At 70.4% G+C, this 17,050-nt stretch carries 14 protein-coding genes; 9 read left to right on the plus strand and 5 right to left on the minus strand.

What is annotated here, in order from left to right:
• Positions 1–2 precede the first annotated feature (2 nt).
• Together P2L57_RS30285 and nuoN are read left to right on the plus strand one after the other, a co-directional pair.
• Positions 3–1,628: an NADH-quinone oxidoreductase subunit M gene (locus tag P2L57_RS30285; protein ID WP_275819866.1), complete on the plus strand. Its 1,626-nt coding sequence runs from the start codon at positions 3–5 to the stop codon at positions 1,626–1,628.
• A complete protein-coding gene (gene nuoN / locus P2L57_RS30290) occupies positions 1,625–3,277 on the plus strand; it encodes an NADH-quinone oxidoreductase subunit NuoN (RefSeq protein WP_275819868.1) in 1,653 nt (550 codons plus the stop codon). The genes P2L57_RS30285 and nuoN overlap by 4 nt, the downstream gene beginning before the upstream one ends.
• A 265-nt stretch (positions 3,278–3,542) precedes the next feature.
• Here the strand turns inward: nuoN and P2L57_RS30295 are convergent, their stop codons facing one another.
• The 3 genes from P2L57_RS30295 to P2L57_RS30305 all read right to left on the minus strand — a co-directional run bounded on the left by P2L57_RS30295 (position 3,543) and on the right by P2L57_RS30305 (position 6,087).
• Positions 3,543–3,995 (minus strand): hypothetical protein, encoded by a 453-nt coding sequence (locus P2L57_RS30295; RefSeq protein WP_275819870.1) that lies wholly within the window; start codon positions 3,993–3,995, stop codon positions 3,543–3,545.
• Positions 3,996–4,057: 62 nt separating this feature from the next.
• Positions 4,058–5,848, minus strand: coding sequence for an ABC transporter ATP-binding protein (locus P2L57_RS30300; RefSeq protein ID WP_275819872.1), 1,791 nt, complete (start codon positions 5,846–5,848; stop codon positions 4,058–4,060).
• 95 nt (positions 5,849–5,943) lie between these two features.
• Positions 5,944–6,087: a hypothetical protein gene (locus P2L57_RS30305; RefSeq protein WP_275819874.1), complete on the minus strand. Its 144-nt coding sequence runs from the start codon at positions 6,085–6,087 to the stop codon at positions 5,944–5,946.
• Positions 6,088–6,467: 380 nt separating this feature from the next.
• Between P2L57_RS30305 and P2L57_RS30310 the strand changes: the two genes are divergently transcribed.
• From P2L57_RS30310 to P2L57_RS30320, 3 genes are all read left to right on the plus strand, one after another.
• Entirely contained in the window at positions 6,468–7,718 is a 1,251-nt protein-coding gene (locus P2L57_RS30310; RefSeq protein WP_275819912.1) for a carboxylate--amine ligase, read from the plus strand.
• Entirely contained in the window at positions 7,715–8,917 is a 1,203-nt protein-coding gene (locus P2L57_RS30315; protein ID WP_275819876.1) for an FAD-dependent oxidoreductase, read from the plus strand. The genes P2L57_RS30310 and P2L57_RS30315 overlap by 4 nt, the downstream gene beginning before the upstream one ends.
• A 565-nt stretch (positions 8,918–9,482) precedes the next feature.
• Positions 9,483–10,502, plus strand: a complete 1,020-nt coding sequence (locus P2L57_RS30320; RefSeq protein WP_275819878.1) for a polyprenyl synthetase family protein — start codon at positions 9,483–9,485, stop codon at positions 10,500–10,502.
• 336 nt (positions 10,503–10,838) lie between these two features.
• On the opposite strand, the gene P2L57_RS30325 is transcribed toward P2L57_RS30320, so the two are convergent.
• Both P2L57_RS30325 and P2L57_RS30330 read right to left on the minus strand, forming a co-directional pair.
• Positions 10,839–11,537 carry a zf-HC2 domain-containing protein gene (locus P2L57_RS30325; protein ID WP_275819880.1) on the minus strand — a complete coding sequence of 233 codons (699 nt, stop codon included), beginning with the start codon at positions 11,535–11,537 and terminating at the stop codon, positions 10,839–10,841.
• A complete protein-coding gene (locus P2L57_RS30330) occupies positions 11,534–12,115 on the minus strand; it encodes a sigma-70 family RNA polymerase sigma factor (protein WP_372515992.1) in 582 nt (193 codons plus the stop codon). Before P2L57_RS30330 ends, P2L57_RS30325 begins: the two co-directional genes overlap by 4 nt.
• Positions 12,116–12,537: 422 nt before the next feature.
• Here P2L57_RS30330 and P2L57_RS30335 point away from each other — a divergent pair, with 422 nt between their 5' ends.
• From P2L57_RS30335 to P2L57_RS30350, 4 genes are all read left to right on the plus strand, one after another.
• Entirely contained in the window at positions 12,538–13,497 is a 960-nt protein-coding gene (locus P2L57_RS30335) for a CHRD domain-containing protein (protein ID WP_275819884.1), read from the plus strand.
• Between the two features lie 263 nt (positions 13,498–13,760).
• Positions 13,761–15,035, plus strand: a complete 1,275-nt coding sequence (locus tag P2L57_RS30340; protein ID WP_275819886.1) for a LolA family protein — start codon at positions 13,761–13,763, stop codon at positions 15,033–15,035.
• Positions 15,036–15,069: 34 nt separating this feature from the next.
• Positions 15,070–16,044 (plus strand): ABC transporter ATP-binding protein, encoded by a 975-nt coding sequence (locus tag P2L57_RS30345; RefSeq protein WP_275819888.1) that lies wholly within the window; start codon positions 15,070–15,072, stop codon positions 16,042–16,044.
• On the plus strand, positions 16,031–16,888 hold the full coding sequence (locus P2L57_RS30350; protein ID WP_275819890.1) for an ABC transporter permease: 858 nt from the start codon (positions 16,031–16,033) through the stop codon (positions 16,886–16,888). Before P2L57_RS30345 ends, P2L57_RS30350 begins: the two co-directional genes overlap by 14 nt.
• Positions 16,889–17,050: the final 162 nt, after the last annotated feature.

Genomic DNA, 17,050 nt, shown 5'->3' on the forward strand with positions numbered 1-17,050 from the left:
CCATGGCGTTTCCCCTTCTCACCGTGACCGCCGCAGTGCCCGCGGTCGGCGCGATCGCCACCGCCGCGGTCCCGGCCGGGCGGCGCACCGCCGCCAAATGGCTGGCGCTCGGCTTCTCGCTGGCCACGCTGGTCCTCGCGGCGGTGGACGTGGCCCGGTTCACCCCGGGCGGCGCGCGCTACCAGCTCACCGAATCGCACGCCTGGATCCGGGACTTCGGGGTCCGCTACGAACTCGGTGTGGACGGCATCGCCGTGGTGCTCGTACTGCTCGCGGCCGTGCTGGTGCCGTTCGTGATGCTGGCGGGCTGGCATGACGCGGACGTACTGGACGGACACACCCCGAACCGCAACTGGCGGCCCACACAGGGCTTCTTCGCGCTGATCCTGCTGGTCGAGGCGATGGTGGTGATCTCGTTCGAGTCCACCGACGTCTTCCTGTTCTACATCTTCTTCGAAGCCATGCTCATCCCGATGTACTTCCTCATCGGTGGCTTCGGGGACCGTGCGGGACCGAAGAGCGAGGACGAGCAGGCCAGGCAACGCTCCTACGCGGCCGTCAAGTTCCTGCTCTACAACCTGGTCGGCGGACTGATCATGCTGGCCGCGGTGATCGGCCTGTACGTGGTCACCGCGCATCAGCTCGGCGGGCACGGCACCTTCTCGCTGCCGCAGATCCTGCAGGCGCGGGCGAGCGGGCAACTCCACCTGTCCACAGCCGCCGAGCGGTGGATCTTCCTCGGCTTCTTCTTCGCCTTCGCCGTCAAGGCGCCGCTGTGGCCGCTGCACACCTGGCTGCCCAACGCGATGGGCGAGTCGACCGCGCCGGTCGCCGTACTGCTGACCGCGGTGGTCGACAAGGTCGGCACCTTCGCGATGCTGCGCTACTGCCTGCAGTTGTTCCCCGAGGCGTCGAAGTGGGCGACACCGGTGATCCTGGTGCTGTCCGTGGTCGGGATCATCTACGGTGCGCTGCTCGCCGTCGGTCAGCGGGACATCAAGCGCCTGATCGCCTACGCGTCGATCTCCCACTTCGGCTTCATCATCCTGGGCATCTTCGCGATGACCTCGCAGGGACAGAGCGGCGCCACCCTCTACATGGTCAACCACGGGATCTCCACCGCCGCGCTGCTGCTGGTCGCGGGCTTCCTGATCACGCGGCGCGGTTCCCGGCTGATCGCCGACTTCGGCGGTGTGCAGAAGGTCGCTCCGCTGCTGGCGGGCACGTTCATGGTCGGCGGCCTGGCCACGCTCTCGCTGCCCGGCCTGGCGCCGTTCGTCAGCGAGTTCCTGGTCCTGGTCGGCACGTTCAGCCGCTATCCGGTGGCCGGTGTCATCGCGACGCTCGGCATCGTGCTCGCGGCGCTGTACGTGCTGGTGCTCTACCAGCGCACCATGACCGGCCCGGTGAAGGCGGGCATCGAGGGGATGAAGGACCTCAAGGTCCGTGAACTGGTGGTGGCGGCGCCGCTGATCGCCCTGCTGCTCTTCCTCGGGTTCTATCCGAAGCCGGTCACCGACCTGATCAACCCGGCGGTCAAGGACACCCTCTCCGATGTCCACCGGACCGATCCCGCGCCGCAGATCAACGCTTCGTTCAACGCCGCAGCGAAGGAGACCGCGAAGTGACGGGCACCATCCACAGCCTGTGGACAACGGCGGCGGACTCCGCGACACCGTTGGACAAGATCCCGACCCCGAAGATCGAGTACGCCCAGCTCTCGCCGGTGCTGATCGTCTTCGGCGCGGCCGTGCTCGGCATCCTCGTCGAGGCCCTGCTGCCCCGGCGCAGCCGCTACATCGCGCAGTTGGGCGTCTCGGTGACCGGTCTCGCCGCGGCCTTCGCGGCGATCGTCGCCCTCGCCGCCGACGGCTACGCGAGCGCCAAGTCGCACATCGCGGCGATGGGCGCGGTCGCGGTGGACGGCCCCGCGCTGTTCCTGCAGGGCACGATCGTGCTGGTCGCGCTGGTCGCCGCGTTCACCTTCGCGGAGCGCCGGCTCGACCCGTTGGCCCACGGGCGGCGGGTCGACTCGTTCGCCGCACAGGGCTCCACGGTGCCCGGCAGCGAGCAGGAGAAGCGGGCGGTGCGCGCCGGGTTCACCACCACCGAGGTCTTCCCGCTGCTGCTGTTCGCGGTGGGCGGCATGATGATCTTCCCGGCCGCCAACGACCTGTTGACGCTGTTCGTCTCGCTGGAGGTCTTCTCCCTCCCGCTGTACCTGCTGTGCGCACTGGCCCGTCGGCACCGCCTGCTGTCCCAGGAGGCGGCAGTCAAGTACTTCCTGCTGGGCGCGTTCTCCTCGGCTATCCTGCTGTTCGGGGTGGCTCTGCTCTACGGGTACGCGGGCACCATCTCGTACGGCGGGATCGCCGATGTCATCAGCGGTACGGCCAAGATGACCCCGGCGCTGGCCAACACCACCGCCAACGACTCGCTGTTGCTGATCGGTGGCGCGATGGTGGTCGTGGGCCTGCTGTTCAAGGTCGCGGCGGTGCCGTTCCACATGTGGACCCCGGACGTCTACCAGGGCGCGCCGACCCCGGTGACCGGCTTCATGGCCGCCGCCACGAAGGTCGCCGCGTTCGGCGCGCTGCTGCGGCTGCTGTACGTGGTGCTGCCGGGCATCCGGTGGGACTGGCGTCCGGTGATGTGGGGGGTGGCCATCGCGACGATGGTCATCGGCGCGATCATCGCGGTCACCCAGACCGATGTGAAGCGGTTGCTGGCGTACTCGTCCATCGCGCACGCGGGGTTCATCCTCGCGGGCGTGATCGCTCTCTCGCCGGACGGCGTCTCGTCGGTGCTGTTCTACCTGGCGGCGTACTCGTTCGTGACGCTGGGCGCGTTCGCGGTGGTGACGCTGGTACGGGACGCGGGCGGCGAGGCGACGCATCTGTCCCGGTGGGCCGGTCTGGGCCGGCGCTCGCCGCTGGTGGCGGCGGTCTTCGCGGTCTTCCTGCTGGCCTTCGCGGGGATCCCGCTGACGTCCGGCTTCGCCGGGAAGTTCGCGGTGTTCAAGGCGGCGGCGCAGGGGGGTGCGGTGCCGCTGGTCATCATCGGTGTGATCTCGTCGGCGATCGCGGCGTTCTTCTACATCCGGGTCATCGTGCTGATGTTCTTCAGCGAACCGCAGCCGGGTGGGCCCTCGGTCGCCGTGCCCAGCGCCCTGACCTCGACCGCGATCGCGGCAGGCGTGGCGGTGACGCTCGCGCTGGGCGTTGCCCCGCAGTACTTCCTGGACTTGGCGGGCAAGGCGAGCGTGTTCGTACGGTGAGCCCTTCCGGCGGATCCTTCACGACCGGGTCGCGGCCCGGTTCGCACACCGCCGGTCCCCGCCGCGGGCGTTGCTCGCCGCCGCGGCGGGGACTTGTTCGGGGGTAGGCCCGCAAGCCCCCCGCCGGGCAATGTCCGTACCCCCGGGGGGTTGGGGGCTTGCCCCCAGGAAGAGAATCCACCGTGACGGTGAGCAACCCCCGCGGCGGGGGCGGCGGTCTTCGCACCGGGCGGCAACCCGGTGGTCAGGGATCCGCCGGGAGGGCCTACTGCTTGAGCTTGTCGATGCCCGGGATGATCGGCTTGGCCGCCGTGCGGGCGAACGTGTCCGTGGCGGAGCCCCAGTTGACGGAGAGCGACTTGCCGTCCGCGCCGGGCGTGACCACTGCGTCGATCGTGCTGTGGTCGGCGCACTTGAGGTGCAGCAGCGTCTTGCCCGCGGTGACCACCGCGCCCACGCACACCTTCTTGCCCGCGATGGCCGCCTTGTCCCCGACGATGGTGAGCGTCTTCACGCCGTCGGCGTTCTGCCCGGCCCAGCTACCGTCGATCTTCCCGGCCGGGGCGTCCGCGGACGGCGCGCTGCTCGGCGCGGCCTGCGACGCGGTGGCCGACGGCGTGGCGACCGTCTTGTTGCCGTCGTTCTTGCTGCTGCTGCACCCGCTCACCAGCACCGCGGCAACGAGCGCCGCCCCCGTGATCTGCGCTGCCTTGCGCACGTCCGTCTCCTCCGCTTGTCGATATGAACACGACAAGGTACTGGGAGCGGTATCGGCCGATGTCATGGCCCCCGGGAAACGGGGCAACCGGTCGACCGGCGCTGGCGGTTGCCCGCTACGGGCGCCCCGTCGGCGCCCAGCACGTACACCGCGTCGGCCTGGCCGGCCAACCCCGCATCGTGGGTGATCAGCACGGTGGTGCGGCCGGACATCAGACGCCGCAGCGGTGCGACCACACGGAGCGCGGCCGCCCGGTCCAGACCAGCGGTGGGCTCGTCGAGGATGAGCACCGGCGTGCCGCGCAGGAAGGCGCGGGCGATGGTGAGGCGGCGGGTCTGGCCGCCGGAGAGCTGCAGTCCGTTCTCGCCCAGTACGGACTGGTAGCCGTGCGGGAGGGCGCTGATGAAGTCGTGGGCGTCGGCGTCCCTGGCAGCCTGGACGATCTCGTCGTCGGTGGCGTCCGGGCGGCCGTAGGCGATGTTGTCCCGGATGGACGCGGAGAACAGCTGCGACGCCTGCGGCAGCAGGGTCACCGCCTGCCGGATGGAGGCGAGGGTGGTGTCCCGCAGATCGACGCCGTCCAGGCACACCGTGCCCGCGTCCGGATCCATGAACCGCACCAGCAGCTTGGCGAGCGTGGACTTCCCCGCTCCGCTCGGCCCCGTCACGGCGAGCACCTCACCCGGCGCCACCCGCAGCGTCACATCCCGCAGCACGGGCCTGCCGTCGCCCGTGGCGTACGACGCCCGCACCCCCGTACAACTCAGCTCGCCCCGTACCGCGCGCAGATCCGGCGCTCCCGGCCGCTCGTGGACCGGCGAGCGCAGCTGGGTCAGGTCGATCACCCGCTCCGCACCGGCGCTCGCGGCACCGAACACCGTTGCCAGCCCGGACAGTTGCTGGATGGGGCCGAACAACTGGGTGAGAAAGGCTGCGAAGGCGAGCAGTCCGCCCACGGTGAGCGCGCCCCGGCTGAGTTCGAAGGCGCCGAGGCCCACCACGACCAGGCCGCCCAGGACCTCCGCGACATCCAGCAGCGCCGGGTACAGGTTGGCGACCCGGGCGGTGGCGAGCTCGGCCCGCAGCAGCGCCTCGCCTTCGCCGCGGACCCGGTCCACCTCGCGTCGCTGCTGGTTGTACGCGTGCGCCACGGACGCGTTGGCGAGGCTCTCCTCCAGTACCGCGGTGACCCGGCCGTCCCGGCGCCGGGCCTCGCGGGACAGCCGCTGGACGCGGCCGCCGAAGTGGCGCGCGGAGAGCCAGAACACCGGGCTCATGGCGAACACCGCGAGCGCGAGCTGCCAGCTCAGGAAGAACGCCGCCCCGGCGAAGAACACCAGGCTGATCAGTGCCGTGGCCACGTCGATCACCCCGGAGGCGACGAACGCCTCGATGCGCGCGATGTCGGAGGTCAGCCGGGCCAGCACATCGCCGTGCCAGCGGGTGCGCAGCGTGTCGGGCGGCAGGGTGTGCAGATGGGCCACGCACGCGGTGCGCAGCCGCAGCATGAAGCGTTCGGCGATCCAGGTGGCGGTGTAGTTGCCCAGGAAGGTCAGCAGCCCGGTCAGGGCGGCCACGGCGGCCATCCCCCCGGCGATCTCCCAGAACGCGGCGAACCGTCTGGGCACCAGGACCTGGTCGATCAGGTCCTTGAACAGCCAGACGGTGACCACCTCACTGGCCGCCCCCAGGGCCAGCAGGGCCGTGCCCAACAGCAGCCAGCGGCGGTCCTGTCGTACCCACGGCCAGAAGCGGTGGAAGACCTCGCGCGGCGCGACGGCGGGCGCCAGTGCCACCAGCTCGTCGTCGGACGGGTCCGGCGCGGCGGTGGACCGCTTGCGTGCGGTATCCAAACGGGTCGCCTCCTCGGCCACACCCGCTCACCGGTGACGCGGGGGCGGTGGTGCACCGCCACCCCCGCGCTGAGGAACCCCCTTGACGGTGCTGGTCAGTAGTACCAGTCGTCGCCTCCGCAGCCGCGTCCACGGCCGAAGCCGCGGAATCCACGGTCACGGCCGTATCCGCGGAAGAAGCGGCCGCCACGGCGGCCGAAGCCACCGCGCCGCCGACCGAACGGTCCGAAGATGTTCATGATGACCTCCCTCCTACGCTCGGCGGGTCAGTTGCGCACCATGCCCCGGCAGGTCCGAGCGCGGCTGCGCCCGTTGCCGGGCGTGCACTTGGGCATACGAAAACCGGTCAAAGCGTGTTCAATACGCCCAAACTTCATTCTCGATCGTTTGCCCGTCGGCAGCCAACCGCAGGGTGGGATCGGGCAGTTCTACGCGCGTATGACTCGATGTTCGACTTATGGACGGTCCTGCTCGAACTCTGCTGAATGATCTCTAAAGGCATCGCAATATCACGAAACAGGTTGCCGGAAGGGTGAATTCGCCAGTAGCGTCCTGACGGGTCACGACGGTGAGGGAGCACGCCCTTACCCTGCGTGGCCAGGGGGGATAAGTGGCGAGCATGCCGTTGTTCGCGCTGGACAGGTCCGTCCCGGGCCTCATCGTCAAAATCGGCAACTATCCACTACACCACGGGGGCGTCGGCGCCATACGGAGCCTCGGCAGACTTGGCGTACCGATGTACGCCATCACCGAGGACCGCTTCACTCCGGCCGCGTCGTCGCGCTATCTCGACAAGGGGTTCGTCTGGCCCACCACCGGCCTTGAACACCCGGACCGCCTGGTCGAGGGGCTGCGCGACATCGGCCGGAAGATCGGCAGACCGGCCGTACTGCTGCCGACCGACGAGGAGGCGGCCGTGCTGATCGCCGAGCACGCCGACGCGCTCGGCGAGAGCTTCCTGTTCCCGCGGCTGGACCCGCGGCTGCCGCGCCAACTCGCCAGCAAGCGGGGGCTGCACGAGCTGTGCGTCACGCACGGTGTGGCGACACCGAGGGCGGCGTTCCCCGATTCGTACGCCGAGATCGAGGAGTTCGCCGCCACCGCGCGGTTTCCGGTGGTGGCCAAGAACCGGGAGGCCTTCGAGCGGCGGCGGTCACCCGCGGTGTCCGGCACCACCCGGATCTGCGGACCGGGCGAACTGCTGGCGCTGGCCAGGGGCTGGGGTGAGCGGCCCGGGGTCATCCTGCAGGAGTACCTGCCACGCGAGGAGGCCGAGGACTGGATCGTCCACGCCTACATCGACGCGGACCACGCACCGCGCACCCTGTTCACCGGGGTCAAGGTGCGCTCCTGGCCGCCGCACGCGGGCATGACCGCGTGCGCGTACATCGTCCCCAACCCCGAACTGGCCACGATGGCCACCGAGTTCATCAAGCACATCGGCTTCTCGGGCATCGTGGATCTGGACTGGCGGTATGACCGCCGGGACGGCCGGTACAAGCTGCTCGACTTCAATCCCCGGGTGGGCGCGCAGTTCCGGCTGTTCGAGAACGCGGCAGGAATCGACGTGGTCCGTGCCCAGCACCTGGACCTGACGGGGCAGCGGGTGCCGGAGGGCGAGCAGCTCAACGGGCGGCGCTTCGTGGTCGAGAACATCGATCTGCCCGCGATGCTCGCGTATCGGCGCAGCGGCTACACGACACCGCACGCACCGCGCCGGGCGAGCGGCACGGAGCTGGCCTGGCTGGCGCCTGACGACATCAAACCCTTCTTCACCATGCTCGCCCGCTTTGTGCGACCGGGCGTGAAACACCTGCTCCAGATGTGGCATGGCCGCAGAACGGCCGTTTCCGGGAGGGATCAGATATGAAGCCTGTGGTGGTGATCGGTGCCGGGCCCTATGGTCTGTCAACCGCCGCGCACCTGAAGGGGCGCGGAGTCACGGTACGGGTCTTCGGCACACCGCTGTCGAACTGGACGGACACCATGCCGGCCCGCATGGTGCTCAAATCAACCCCGAACGCGTCGACGATCTCCGCGCCACACCCCGGCCACACCATCCAGGACTTCTGCGACGCGGTGGGCGAACCGCGCCTGGTCACCGACCGCGACCTGGTCACGCTGGACTTCTTCGTGCGCTACGGCCGGTGGTTCCAGGACCGGCTGGTGCCCGAGGTGGAGCGGGTGCAGGTGGTCTCCGTCGACCGGCGCGCCGGAGAGTTCCATCTGAAGCTGGACTCCGGCGAGGAGCTGGCCGCCCGCGCGGTGGTGGTGGCGAGCGGGCTCAACGGGTTCGCGCATGTGCCGTCGATGCTGCGCGGTGTCGCACCGGACGGACCGTCGGCGACCGGTCCGGTCTCGCACAGCTCGCAGCACACCGACTTCGCACGGTTCGCCGACCGAGAGGTGCTGGTGATCGGTGCCGGGCAGTCCGCGTTGGAGAGCGCGGCGCTGCTGCACGAGGCGGGAGCGTCGGTACGGGTGGTGGCGCGGCGCGCCGGTGCGGTGGGGTTCGGTGCGCCGCCGCACGACGGCCCGCAGTGGAAGCCGGACTCTCCGGTCGGCCGGGCCTGGTCGCTGTACGCGTTCAGCAATGTGCCCGGTCCCGCGGCGTTCCGGTACCTGCCGGAGCAGACACGGCTGTGGCTGGTGCGCAAGGTGCTTGGGCCGCGTGGCGCGTGGTGGCTGAAGGAACGGTTTGCCGGACGGGTACCCGTGCTGCAGGGGAGGGTGCTGACCGGAGTGCGGGTGGATGACGCGAACCGTGTGGTGCTGTCCACCATCGGTCCCAACGGCCGCGCGGGACAGCTCGCCGCGGACCATGTGCTGGCGGCCACCGGCTACCGGGTCGATCTGGGCGCGCTGGGCTTCCTCAGCCCTGAACTGCGGGCCCGGCTGACCCGCACCGGCGGTTCCCCGTGGCTGGACAAGGGCTTCCAGGCATCCGTACCCGGCCTGTACTTCACCGGGTTGCCGGCGGCGGCGGCCTTCGGTCCGTTGATGCGGTTCGTGTGCGGTACGGGGTTCGCGTCGCCGCGGATCGGGGAGGCGGTGCGGAGGCCGGGGTAGGGCGGGGGCGCGGGGCGCGGTGTTGTCCGGTTGGGCCTTTGGTTGCGTTTCCGGCTGGGGCCGGGGGTTCCTTTCGGGGTGTTGTCCGGGTGGGGCCGTTGGCCTGGGTTTCTGGCCGGGGGTCCGGGGGTTGGCCCCCGGGAGGTGCGGCACCGGGTTGCCGGCGGCGGCGGCCTTCGGTCCGTTGATGCGGTTCGTGTGCGGTACGGGGTTCGCGTCGCCGCGGATCGGGGAGGCGGTGCGGAGGCCGGGGTAGGGCGGGGCGCGGGGGCCCGCGGATCGGGGAGGCGGTGCGCGGGTTGGCGAGTGCCGGGAAGCGCTTCGCGGGGCGCGCGGGAGGCCTGGGGTTGCCCGGGAATGGCGTGAAGTGATCGGTTTCTCGATGAGTTCCGCGTAGGGAGGGGAGGGCCCGGCAGGAGGCGTGCGGGGGTCGCAGACCCAGGTCATCGGCCACGGCCAAGTGACGGCGAACCGGACCAGCCCATGGTGATCCACAGGGGACCGGATACGCTGCAACCAATGGCACTGAGGCCACGTGACCGAATCAGCGACAGGAGTTCCCCTCGTGACCGTCGTCGGGCCCTTCGGGCTGAGCGTGCGCGACCAGGTCCTCGACACCGACATCCGCGCGGGTCTGGCGGATGTCGAGGAGGGCCTGCTGGAAGCCACCAAGAGCGACGTGCCGTTCATCACCGAGGCGGCCCAGCATCTGGTGAGGGCGGGCGGCAAGCGGTTCCGGCCGCTGCTGGTGCTGCTGGCGGCGCAGTTCGGGGATCCGCACGCGCCGGGGGTGGTCCCGTCGGCGGTGGTCGTTGAGCTCACCCATCTCGCCACGCTGTACCACGACGACGTCATGGACGAGGCGGACGTCCGCCGTGGCGTGTCCAGTGCCAATGCCCGGTGGGGGAACTCGGTCGCAGTGCTGACCGGTGACTTCCTGTTCGCCCGGGCCTCGCACATCCTGGCGGACCTCGGTCCTGAGGCGGTACGCATCCAGGCGGAGGCGTTCGAGCGTCTGGTCACCGGTCAGATCCTGGAGACGGCGGGTCCGCGCGACGGGCGGGATCCGATCGAGCACTACCTCGACGTCATCGCCGGGAAAACCGGTTCGCTTGTCGCCGTCTCCTGCCGCTTCGGCACGATGATGTCCGGCGCCGATGAGTCGGTGGTGGACACCCTCACCCAGTACGGGGAGCGGATCGGCGTCGCCTTCCAGCTCGCCGACGACGTCCTGGACATCGCCAGCGACACCCATGAATCCGGCAAGACACCGGGTACGGATCTGCGCGAGGGCATCCCGACGCTGCCGGTGCTGCACGTACGGGACCAGGTGGCGCGGGCGGGCGCTTCGGTGTCGGCGGACGACCGCCGGCTGGTGGAGCTGCTGGACAGCGACCTCAGCGACGACGAGCGTCACGCGGAGGCGCTGCGGCTGCTGCGCGTGCATCCCGCGCTTGAGCAGGCGCGACGGGACACGGTCCGGTACGCCGACGCGGCCCGTGCGGCACTGATTCCGCTGCCGGAGTGCGCAGCGAAGCAGGCGCTGGTCGCGCTGTGCGATGCGGTGGTCCACCGGGCGGGCTAGCGGTTCGGCCTCCGGCCCGGTTCGGGGATGGGTTCGCCTGGGGGCCGGTTCCCGGTGCGGCGCGGTGGGTTCGGCGCCGCCGGGCTGCGTGAGTGTGGTTGTTCGCCGTTGCGGCGGGAGAGAGATCGCTGCTCGGCGGGCTTGGCGTTGCGGCGGGGGATGGATCGCTGCTCGGTGGGCTTCGTGTCGCGGGGGAGGGGGTTCGCCGCCGCGGTGGCGAGCAACCACGATGATGGAGATCGGCGGTCCGAACCGGTCGCAGCCCGACGGGCGTAGGCCGGCGGTGCCGAACCCGCCGCACCCTCCAGAAGCCGGACGGCCAAGGCTGTCAGGGGGTCACATTTTCACCGTCACCAGTTTGTGGCCGTCCAGTGTCCACACCTCGAAGCGTGCGATGTCCCGACGCGGAATCCCCGTACCGCCGCGGATGGTGAGCGGATCCGGGTGGCTTGGCACTCCGTAGCCCCAGCCGGGCACTGACCAGGTGGTGACCGTCTGCCGCTGGCCCTGGGCGGAGACCGCGACCAGGTCGCACTGCAGCGGTCCGCTGACCCCGCCCAGCTTGAGGCCCACATGGGTGCCCCAGGGCTTGTCCTCCAGCGCGACTTCGGCGTTGACCTTGGTGCCCGGATCGGTTGCGTCGGCCATCGCCTGATGGTGTGTGAAGGGTTCCTGGGCGGGGCTGGACGAGCCGCCCGAGGTGACCGCGGCCGTCACCGCCGGGCCCGCCACGATCAGCGCGGCCGCCGCCGCGACCAGGTAGAGGCGGCGCCGCCGGGCCGTCCGCTTCGTCGCGCCGACCTGCTCCACCAGCCTGTCCAGCAGGGCGTCGCTCGGCTCGGCGGCCAGGCTGTCGAGATCGGGCGCCGAAGCCGCGTACTCGGCGAGCAGCGGCTCCACGCCCATCAGCGAGTCGAACTCCGCCGTGCAGACCGCGCAGTCGGCCATGTGCTGCTCGAACCGGGTGGACTCCGCGTCGTCCAGGGCGCCGAGCACATAGGCCCCGACGTCGAGGTGCTGCTCCTGGGACGTCACGATGTCACTCCTCGTTCTTCGAGCGCGATCTTCAGGGAGCGCAGCGCGTAGAAGGCGCGGGACCGTACGGTCCCGGCCGGTATGCCCAGTGCCTCGGCGGCCTCGGTGACCGTACGACCGGCGAAGTAGGTGGCGATCAGCACTTCGCGGTGTGCCTCGGTGAGATCGGCCATCGCGTCGGAGATGGTCATCAGCCGCAGTGAGCGGTCGAGTTCGTCCTCCGCGGGCAGCAGTTCCAGCGGCGCGGCGTCGGTCTCCTGCGGTCTGGCCTGGCGGCTGCGGTGCCCGTCGATCACGATCCGCCGGGCCACCGTCACCAGCCAGGGCCGGAGCGAACCGGTGGCCCGGTTCAACTGCTCGGTGTTCCGCCAGGCGCGCAGCAGGGTTTCCTGGACCACGTCCTCCGCCCGATGCCGGTCACCGGCCACCAGACGCAGCACATAGGCGAGGAGCGGACCCGCGTGCTCCTTGTAGAGCGTCCGCATGAGCTCCTCGTCGGGCTCCGGGCCGTCGGTACTTCGGCGCGGATCGTGGCTCGGAAGGGTCCGGTCGTCGGTCACGGCCGCATCTTCGCGCACCCGAACCTCCAGGGCGAGACCGGTAGTTGGACATTCATCGGATCCACCCGGGAGAACCGGCCGGTAACCGGCTGCCCAGCCGCGACTGCCGAGGCGGTGGGCAGGCCGACTCGGCTGAACCTGCGCAAGGCCATTTCCTCACATGCGTCGAGGGATTTACCGGCGTTCCGGCCGGTCACACCCATCCTTACGCGCCGGACGCGGTGGTCGTCTCACCGTGCGGCGAGGAATCCTGAATGGAATATCCGCGGATCCGTGCGCTGGATCCCCGTGCGCGGTACGGCGGGGTGAGGCGTTCCGTTCAACCGAACCGCTGTGATTCTCCCCCCAGTTCAGCGGTGAAACGGATCGCCGGGCAGCCGCGTACTGCATTCCGAAGGACGGCGTCGACCGCGCCGCAACCGACACGGAGGGGAAACATCGTGAACCGCAACAAGAGCCGTCGCACCACTGTCGGAATTTCCGCCGCCGCATTCGCGGCCGCCCTGGCGGGGACCGGCGTGATTTTCTCCAGCTATTCGGCGTCGGCGGACGCCAATACCGCCGCCACCGCCACCACCGGTAACACCGCCACGTACTACGCCGCGAGCCTGGTCGGCGCCAACGAGGTGCCCAAGCCGGGCGGCCCCAAGGTGGGCGACCCGCACGGCCGCGCCCTTGAGTTCCTGCGTATCCAGGGGGACCGGGTGCAGTTCGCCATCAAGTGGTCCGGGATCGGCGCGCCGACCATGGCGCACATCCACGCCGGTGCGCGGGGCGTCAACGGCCCGGTGAAGGTCGCCTTCTTCGAGCAGACGCTGCCCGGCAGCCTGAACGCGGTCACCGGCTCGGTCACCGTGAAGGACGCCAAGCTGCTGAAGGACATCACCGCCCACCCGGGTGACTTCTACGTCAACGTGCACACCGCGCAGTTCCCCGGTGGCGCGGTGCGCGGTCAGCTGCACAAGGTCAGCCCCTTCGCCTTTGGCAAGGCGCTGAGCAGCACCGAGGCCTCGGTCGTCAACGGCCGCCAGATCTACGCCTGCACCAAGCAGCCGGGCGGCTGGGCCTTCACCCAGAACGATGTCGACGCCCGGCTCGGCGATGACATCCACCACTCCTTCGTACGGCCCAACGCCGGACCGGCGCAGTGGAGGGCCGCCGACGGCAGCGCCGTCACCGGCAAGGTGCTCGGCAAGACCGAGAACGGCACCGGCAACGTTCCCGAGCTGGACCTGAAGGCGACCCAGAAGGGCGAGCACGGCGGCCTGCTCTCCGGCACCCGGGAGGTCCTGCGGCTGAACACGGTCGGCGGAGTGGCCCCGGCCGGAAGCTGCGACCCGCACACCCAGCCGAAGGCCGCGGTGCCGTACCACGCGGACTACGTCTTCATCAACGGCTAGTGGTCCGTCCGGGGGGTCCGCGGCGGCGCCGAGCGCCCTCCGGCGGGCGGGCCCGACCGTTCGTGGGCCTCAGGGTTCTGTCATCCCCGGGGTGTACGCGTGGTTGATCCCGTGGGCGGATGTGGTGGGACGTCGCGTTTGGTGGGATTGACAACACCATCCACGGGGGGCTCGGGTGACAATGGGCCCGAAGGGTGGACGAGTGCGAACGCGGTCCGGCACGTCACGAGACGGACCGCCGCCAACGACGGAGGTAGTAGGCAATGGCACCGATCCAACCGCCGCAGCCCGGACGGGACTTCGGAGGGTACGCAGGGTTCGAGGGGGACAGCGACGGCTTCCCGCGCTCCCGCAAGGTGGTCCGGTACGGCGTGCCGGTCGCCATCGCGGGGGTGGCGGCCGCCACGATCGGCCTGGGAACCGCCCTGGCCAGCACCGGTGGTAGCCCCTCGCTGCCGCACATCACGGCCGAGCAGCTGCTGGACAAGATAGCCACATCCAAGGTCCAGACGGTCTCCGGCTCGGTCCAGGTCACCACCAACCTCGGCCTGCCGGACGGTCTGCTCGGCGGTGCGATGGGCGGCGCGACCGGCGGCGGCGCCGGTCCGTTCGGCCAGCACGGCGGCAGCAAGGGCGGCAACGGCGGCTCGGCCGCCGATCCGCAGGCCAAGCTCACCGAGCTGCTCTCCGGCACCCACACGCTGCGGGTGGCCGCCGACGGCCCGGACCGCCAGCGCGTCTCGATCGTCGACAACACCTCCGAGTACACGGTGGTGCACAACGGCGACCAGATGTGGGCGTACGACAGCGCCAGCAACGCGGTCTACCACCAGACCGGGCAGCGGGACACCAAGGGCGAGCACCACGCCCAGGACAAGAACGTCCCGGCCACCCCGCAGGAGGCGGTCAAGCAGGCCCTCAAGGCCATCGGCCCGACCACCTCGGTCAGCGTCGACGGCACCGCCGCGGTCGCCGGACAGCACGCCTACCAGCTGCTGATCAAGCCCAAGCAGGCGGACAGCACGGTCGACTCGATCCGGGTCGCGGTCGACGCCGACAACGGCGTCCCGCTGAAGTTCACCCTCACCCCGAAGGGCGGCGGCGCCGCGGCCGTCGACATCGGCTACACCAAGGTCGACTTCGGCAAGCCCGCTGCCAGCACCTTCGACTTCTCGGTGCCCAAGGGCGCCAAGGTCACCGAGGGCAAGGACAACGGCCAGGACCGGGGTACCCAGGACCGGGGTGCCCAGGACCACGGCGGTATGTCCGGTCTGAACGTGATCGGCAAGGACTGGGACTCGGTCGCCGAACTGAAGTCCGCGGACGCCCAGCTGCCGAGTGGCAAGGGCGGCGACAGCAAGACCAGCGCCCAGGGCCTGCTGGGCTCCTTCGGCCACCAGGTCAAGGGTGGCTTCGGCACCGGCACGGTCATCAACACCCGCCTGGTCAACGTGCTGATCACCGACAAGGGCGCCGTCTACGCGGGCGCGGTCAACCAGGCCGCGCTGGTCAAGGCGGCCGATTCGGCAGCGAAGTAGTGAACTGCGGCGCGGAGCGACTCCGTTGAGGGCGGTGGCGGGCGACGGACGGGCGGATGGGCTGCCCGCTCGGGAGGCCGCGATCGCCACTCGCGGTCTGACCAAGCGGTTCCGTGGCGGGCAGCTCGCCGTCGACGGACTGGAGTTGACCGTTCCGCGCGGCAGCGTCTTCGGCTTCCTCGGGCCCAACGGCTCGGGGAAGACGACGACGATCCGCATGCTCATGGGGCTGATCGAGCCCACCGCGGGCGGCGGCTATCTGCTCGGCGAGCCGATGCCACGGGCCGCCCGCCGGGTACTGCCCAAGGTCGGTGCGCTGATCGAGGGACCGGCGCTGTACCCGTTCCTGACCGGCCGGGTCAATCTCGTACGCTACGACGCCGCCGATCCGGTGGCCGATCCGCGCACCCGCGGGGCCCGGGTGGACGCGGCGCTGGAGCGGGTCGGGCTGGCCGCCGCGGCGGGTAAGAAGGCGCGGGCGTACTCGCTCGGCATGAAGCAGCGCCTCGGCCTTGCCTCCGCCCTGCTGCAGCCGCGCGAACTGCTGGTACTGGACGAGCCGACCAACGGCCTGGACCCGCAGGGCATGCGGGAGATCCGCGGCCTGGTACGGGAGTTGGCGGCCGACGGCACCACGGTGTTCCTGTCCTCGCATCTGCTGGACGAGATCGAGCAGGTGTGCACCCACGCCGCCGTGATGTCACGCGGCTGCCTCATCGCCCAAGGCACCGTCGCCGAGCTCTCGGCGGGGGCACGCGGGCGGCTGACCGTCACCACTCCCGACCCGGCCGAGGCGGTACGGGTGCTGAAGGAGCACGGTGTGACCGAGCTGACCGCCGACGGTGACGAGGTCGGCGGTGAACTGCCGGAGGACCCACCGGACTTGGCGGAGCTGAACGCGGCACTGGTGGCCGCCGGGGTCCGGGTGCGGGGCTTCGGCAGGCAGCGGGTCTCGCTGGAGGACGCCTTCGTCGCACTGACCGGGGAGGGCTTCGATGTCGCGGGCTGAAACAACGCTCCGCACCCCGAGCCCGCTGTGGTCGTTCGGGCTGTTGCGCAGCGAACTGGGCACGGTCTTCCGCCGCTGGCGGACGCTGGCGCTGCTGGGGGTACTGGCGGCGGTGCCGGTCCTGGTCGGTATCGCGGTCAAGCTGCAGACGCACGGCGACCACGGCGGAGGCGGCCCGGCGTTCATCGCCGAGGTGACCAACAACGGGCTGTTCCTGGTGTTCACCGCGCTCGCCGTGACGCTGCCGTTCTTCCTGCCTATGGCGATCGGCGTGATCGCGGGCGACGCGATCGCGGGTGAGGCGAGCGCCGGGACCCTGCGCTACCTGCTGGTCGCGCCCGCGGGCCGGACCCGGCTGCTGTTGGTCAAGTACGCGTCGGTGATGGTCTTCTGCCTGGTCGCCACGCTGGTGGTGGCGGCGTCCGCGCTGCTGGTGGGCGCGGTGCTGTTTCCGCTCGGCGATGTCACGTTGATCTCCGGCATCACCGTCCCGTTCACCGACGGGCTGTTGCGGGCCGTGGCGATCGCGGGCGTGGTTGCGGTGTCGCTGATCGGCATCGCGGCGCTGGGCCTGTTCATCTCCACGCTGACCGACAGCGGCATCGCCGCGATGGCCACCACTGTCGGCGTGCTGATCACCGTGCAGATCATGGACACCATTCCGCAACTGCACACCATCCAGCCCTATTTGTTCCCGCACTACTGGCTGAGCTTCGCGGATCTGCTGCGGTCGCCGGTCGTCTTCGACGGCCTGGCGAAGAATCTGGAAGTGCAGGCGCTCTACGCGGCCGTATTCGGCTCCGCCGCATGGGCGCGGTTCACTACACGGGACATCACCGCGTAGCTCTTCGGCGGGGCGCGGTCGGTTCGGTGCCGCCGGTCCCCGCCGTGGGGGTTGCTCGCCGTCGCGGCGGAGTTTCTTGAGGGCTTCGCCCCCAAACCCCCAAGAATGTCAGGTACTTGCACCGCCGGGCTGGGGTCTCGGGGGGCAAGCCCCCCGAGACCC

This window comes from Streptantibioticus ferralitis (assembly GCF_029223525.1).
In the GTDB taxonomy this organism is placed as follows: Bacteria; Actinomycetota; Actinomycetes; order Streptomycetales; family Streptomycetaceae; genus Streptantibioticus_A; species Streptantibioticus_A ferralitis.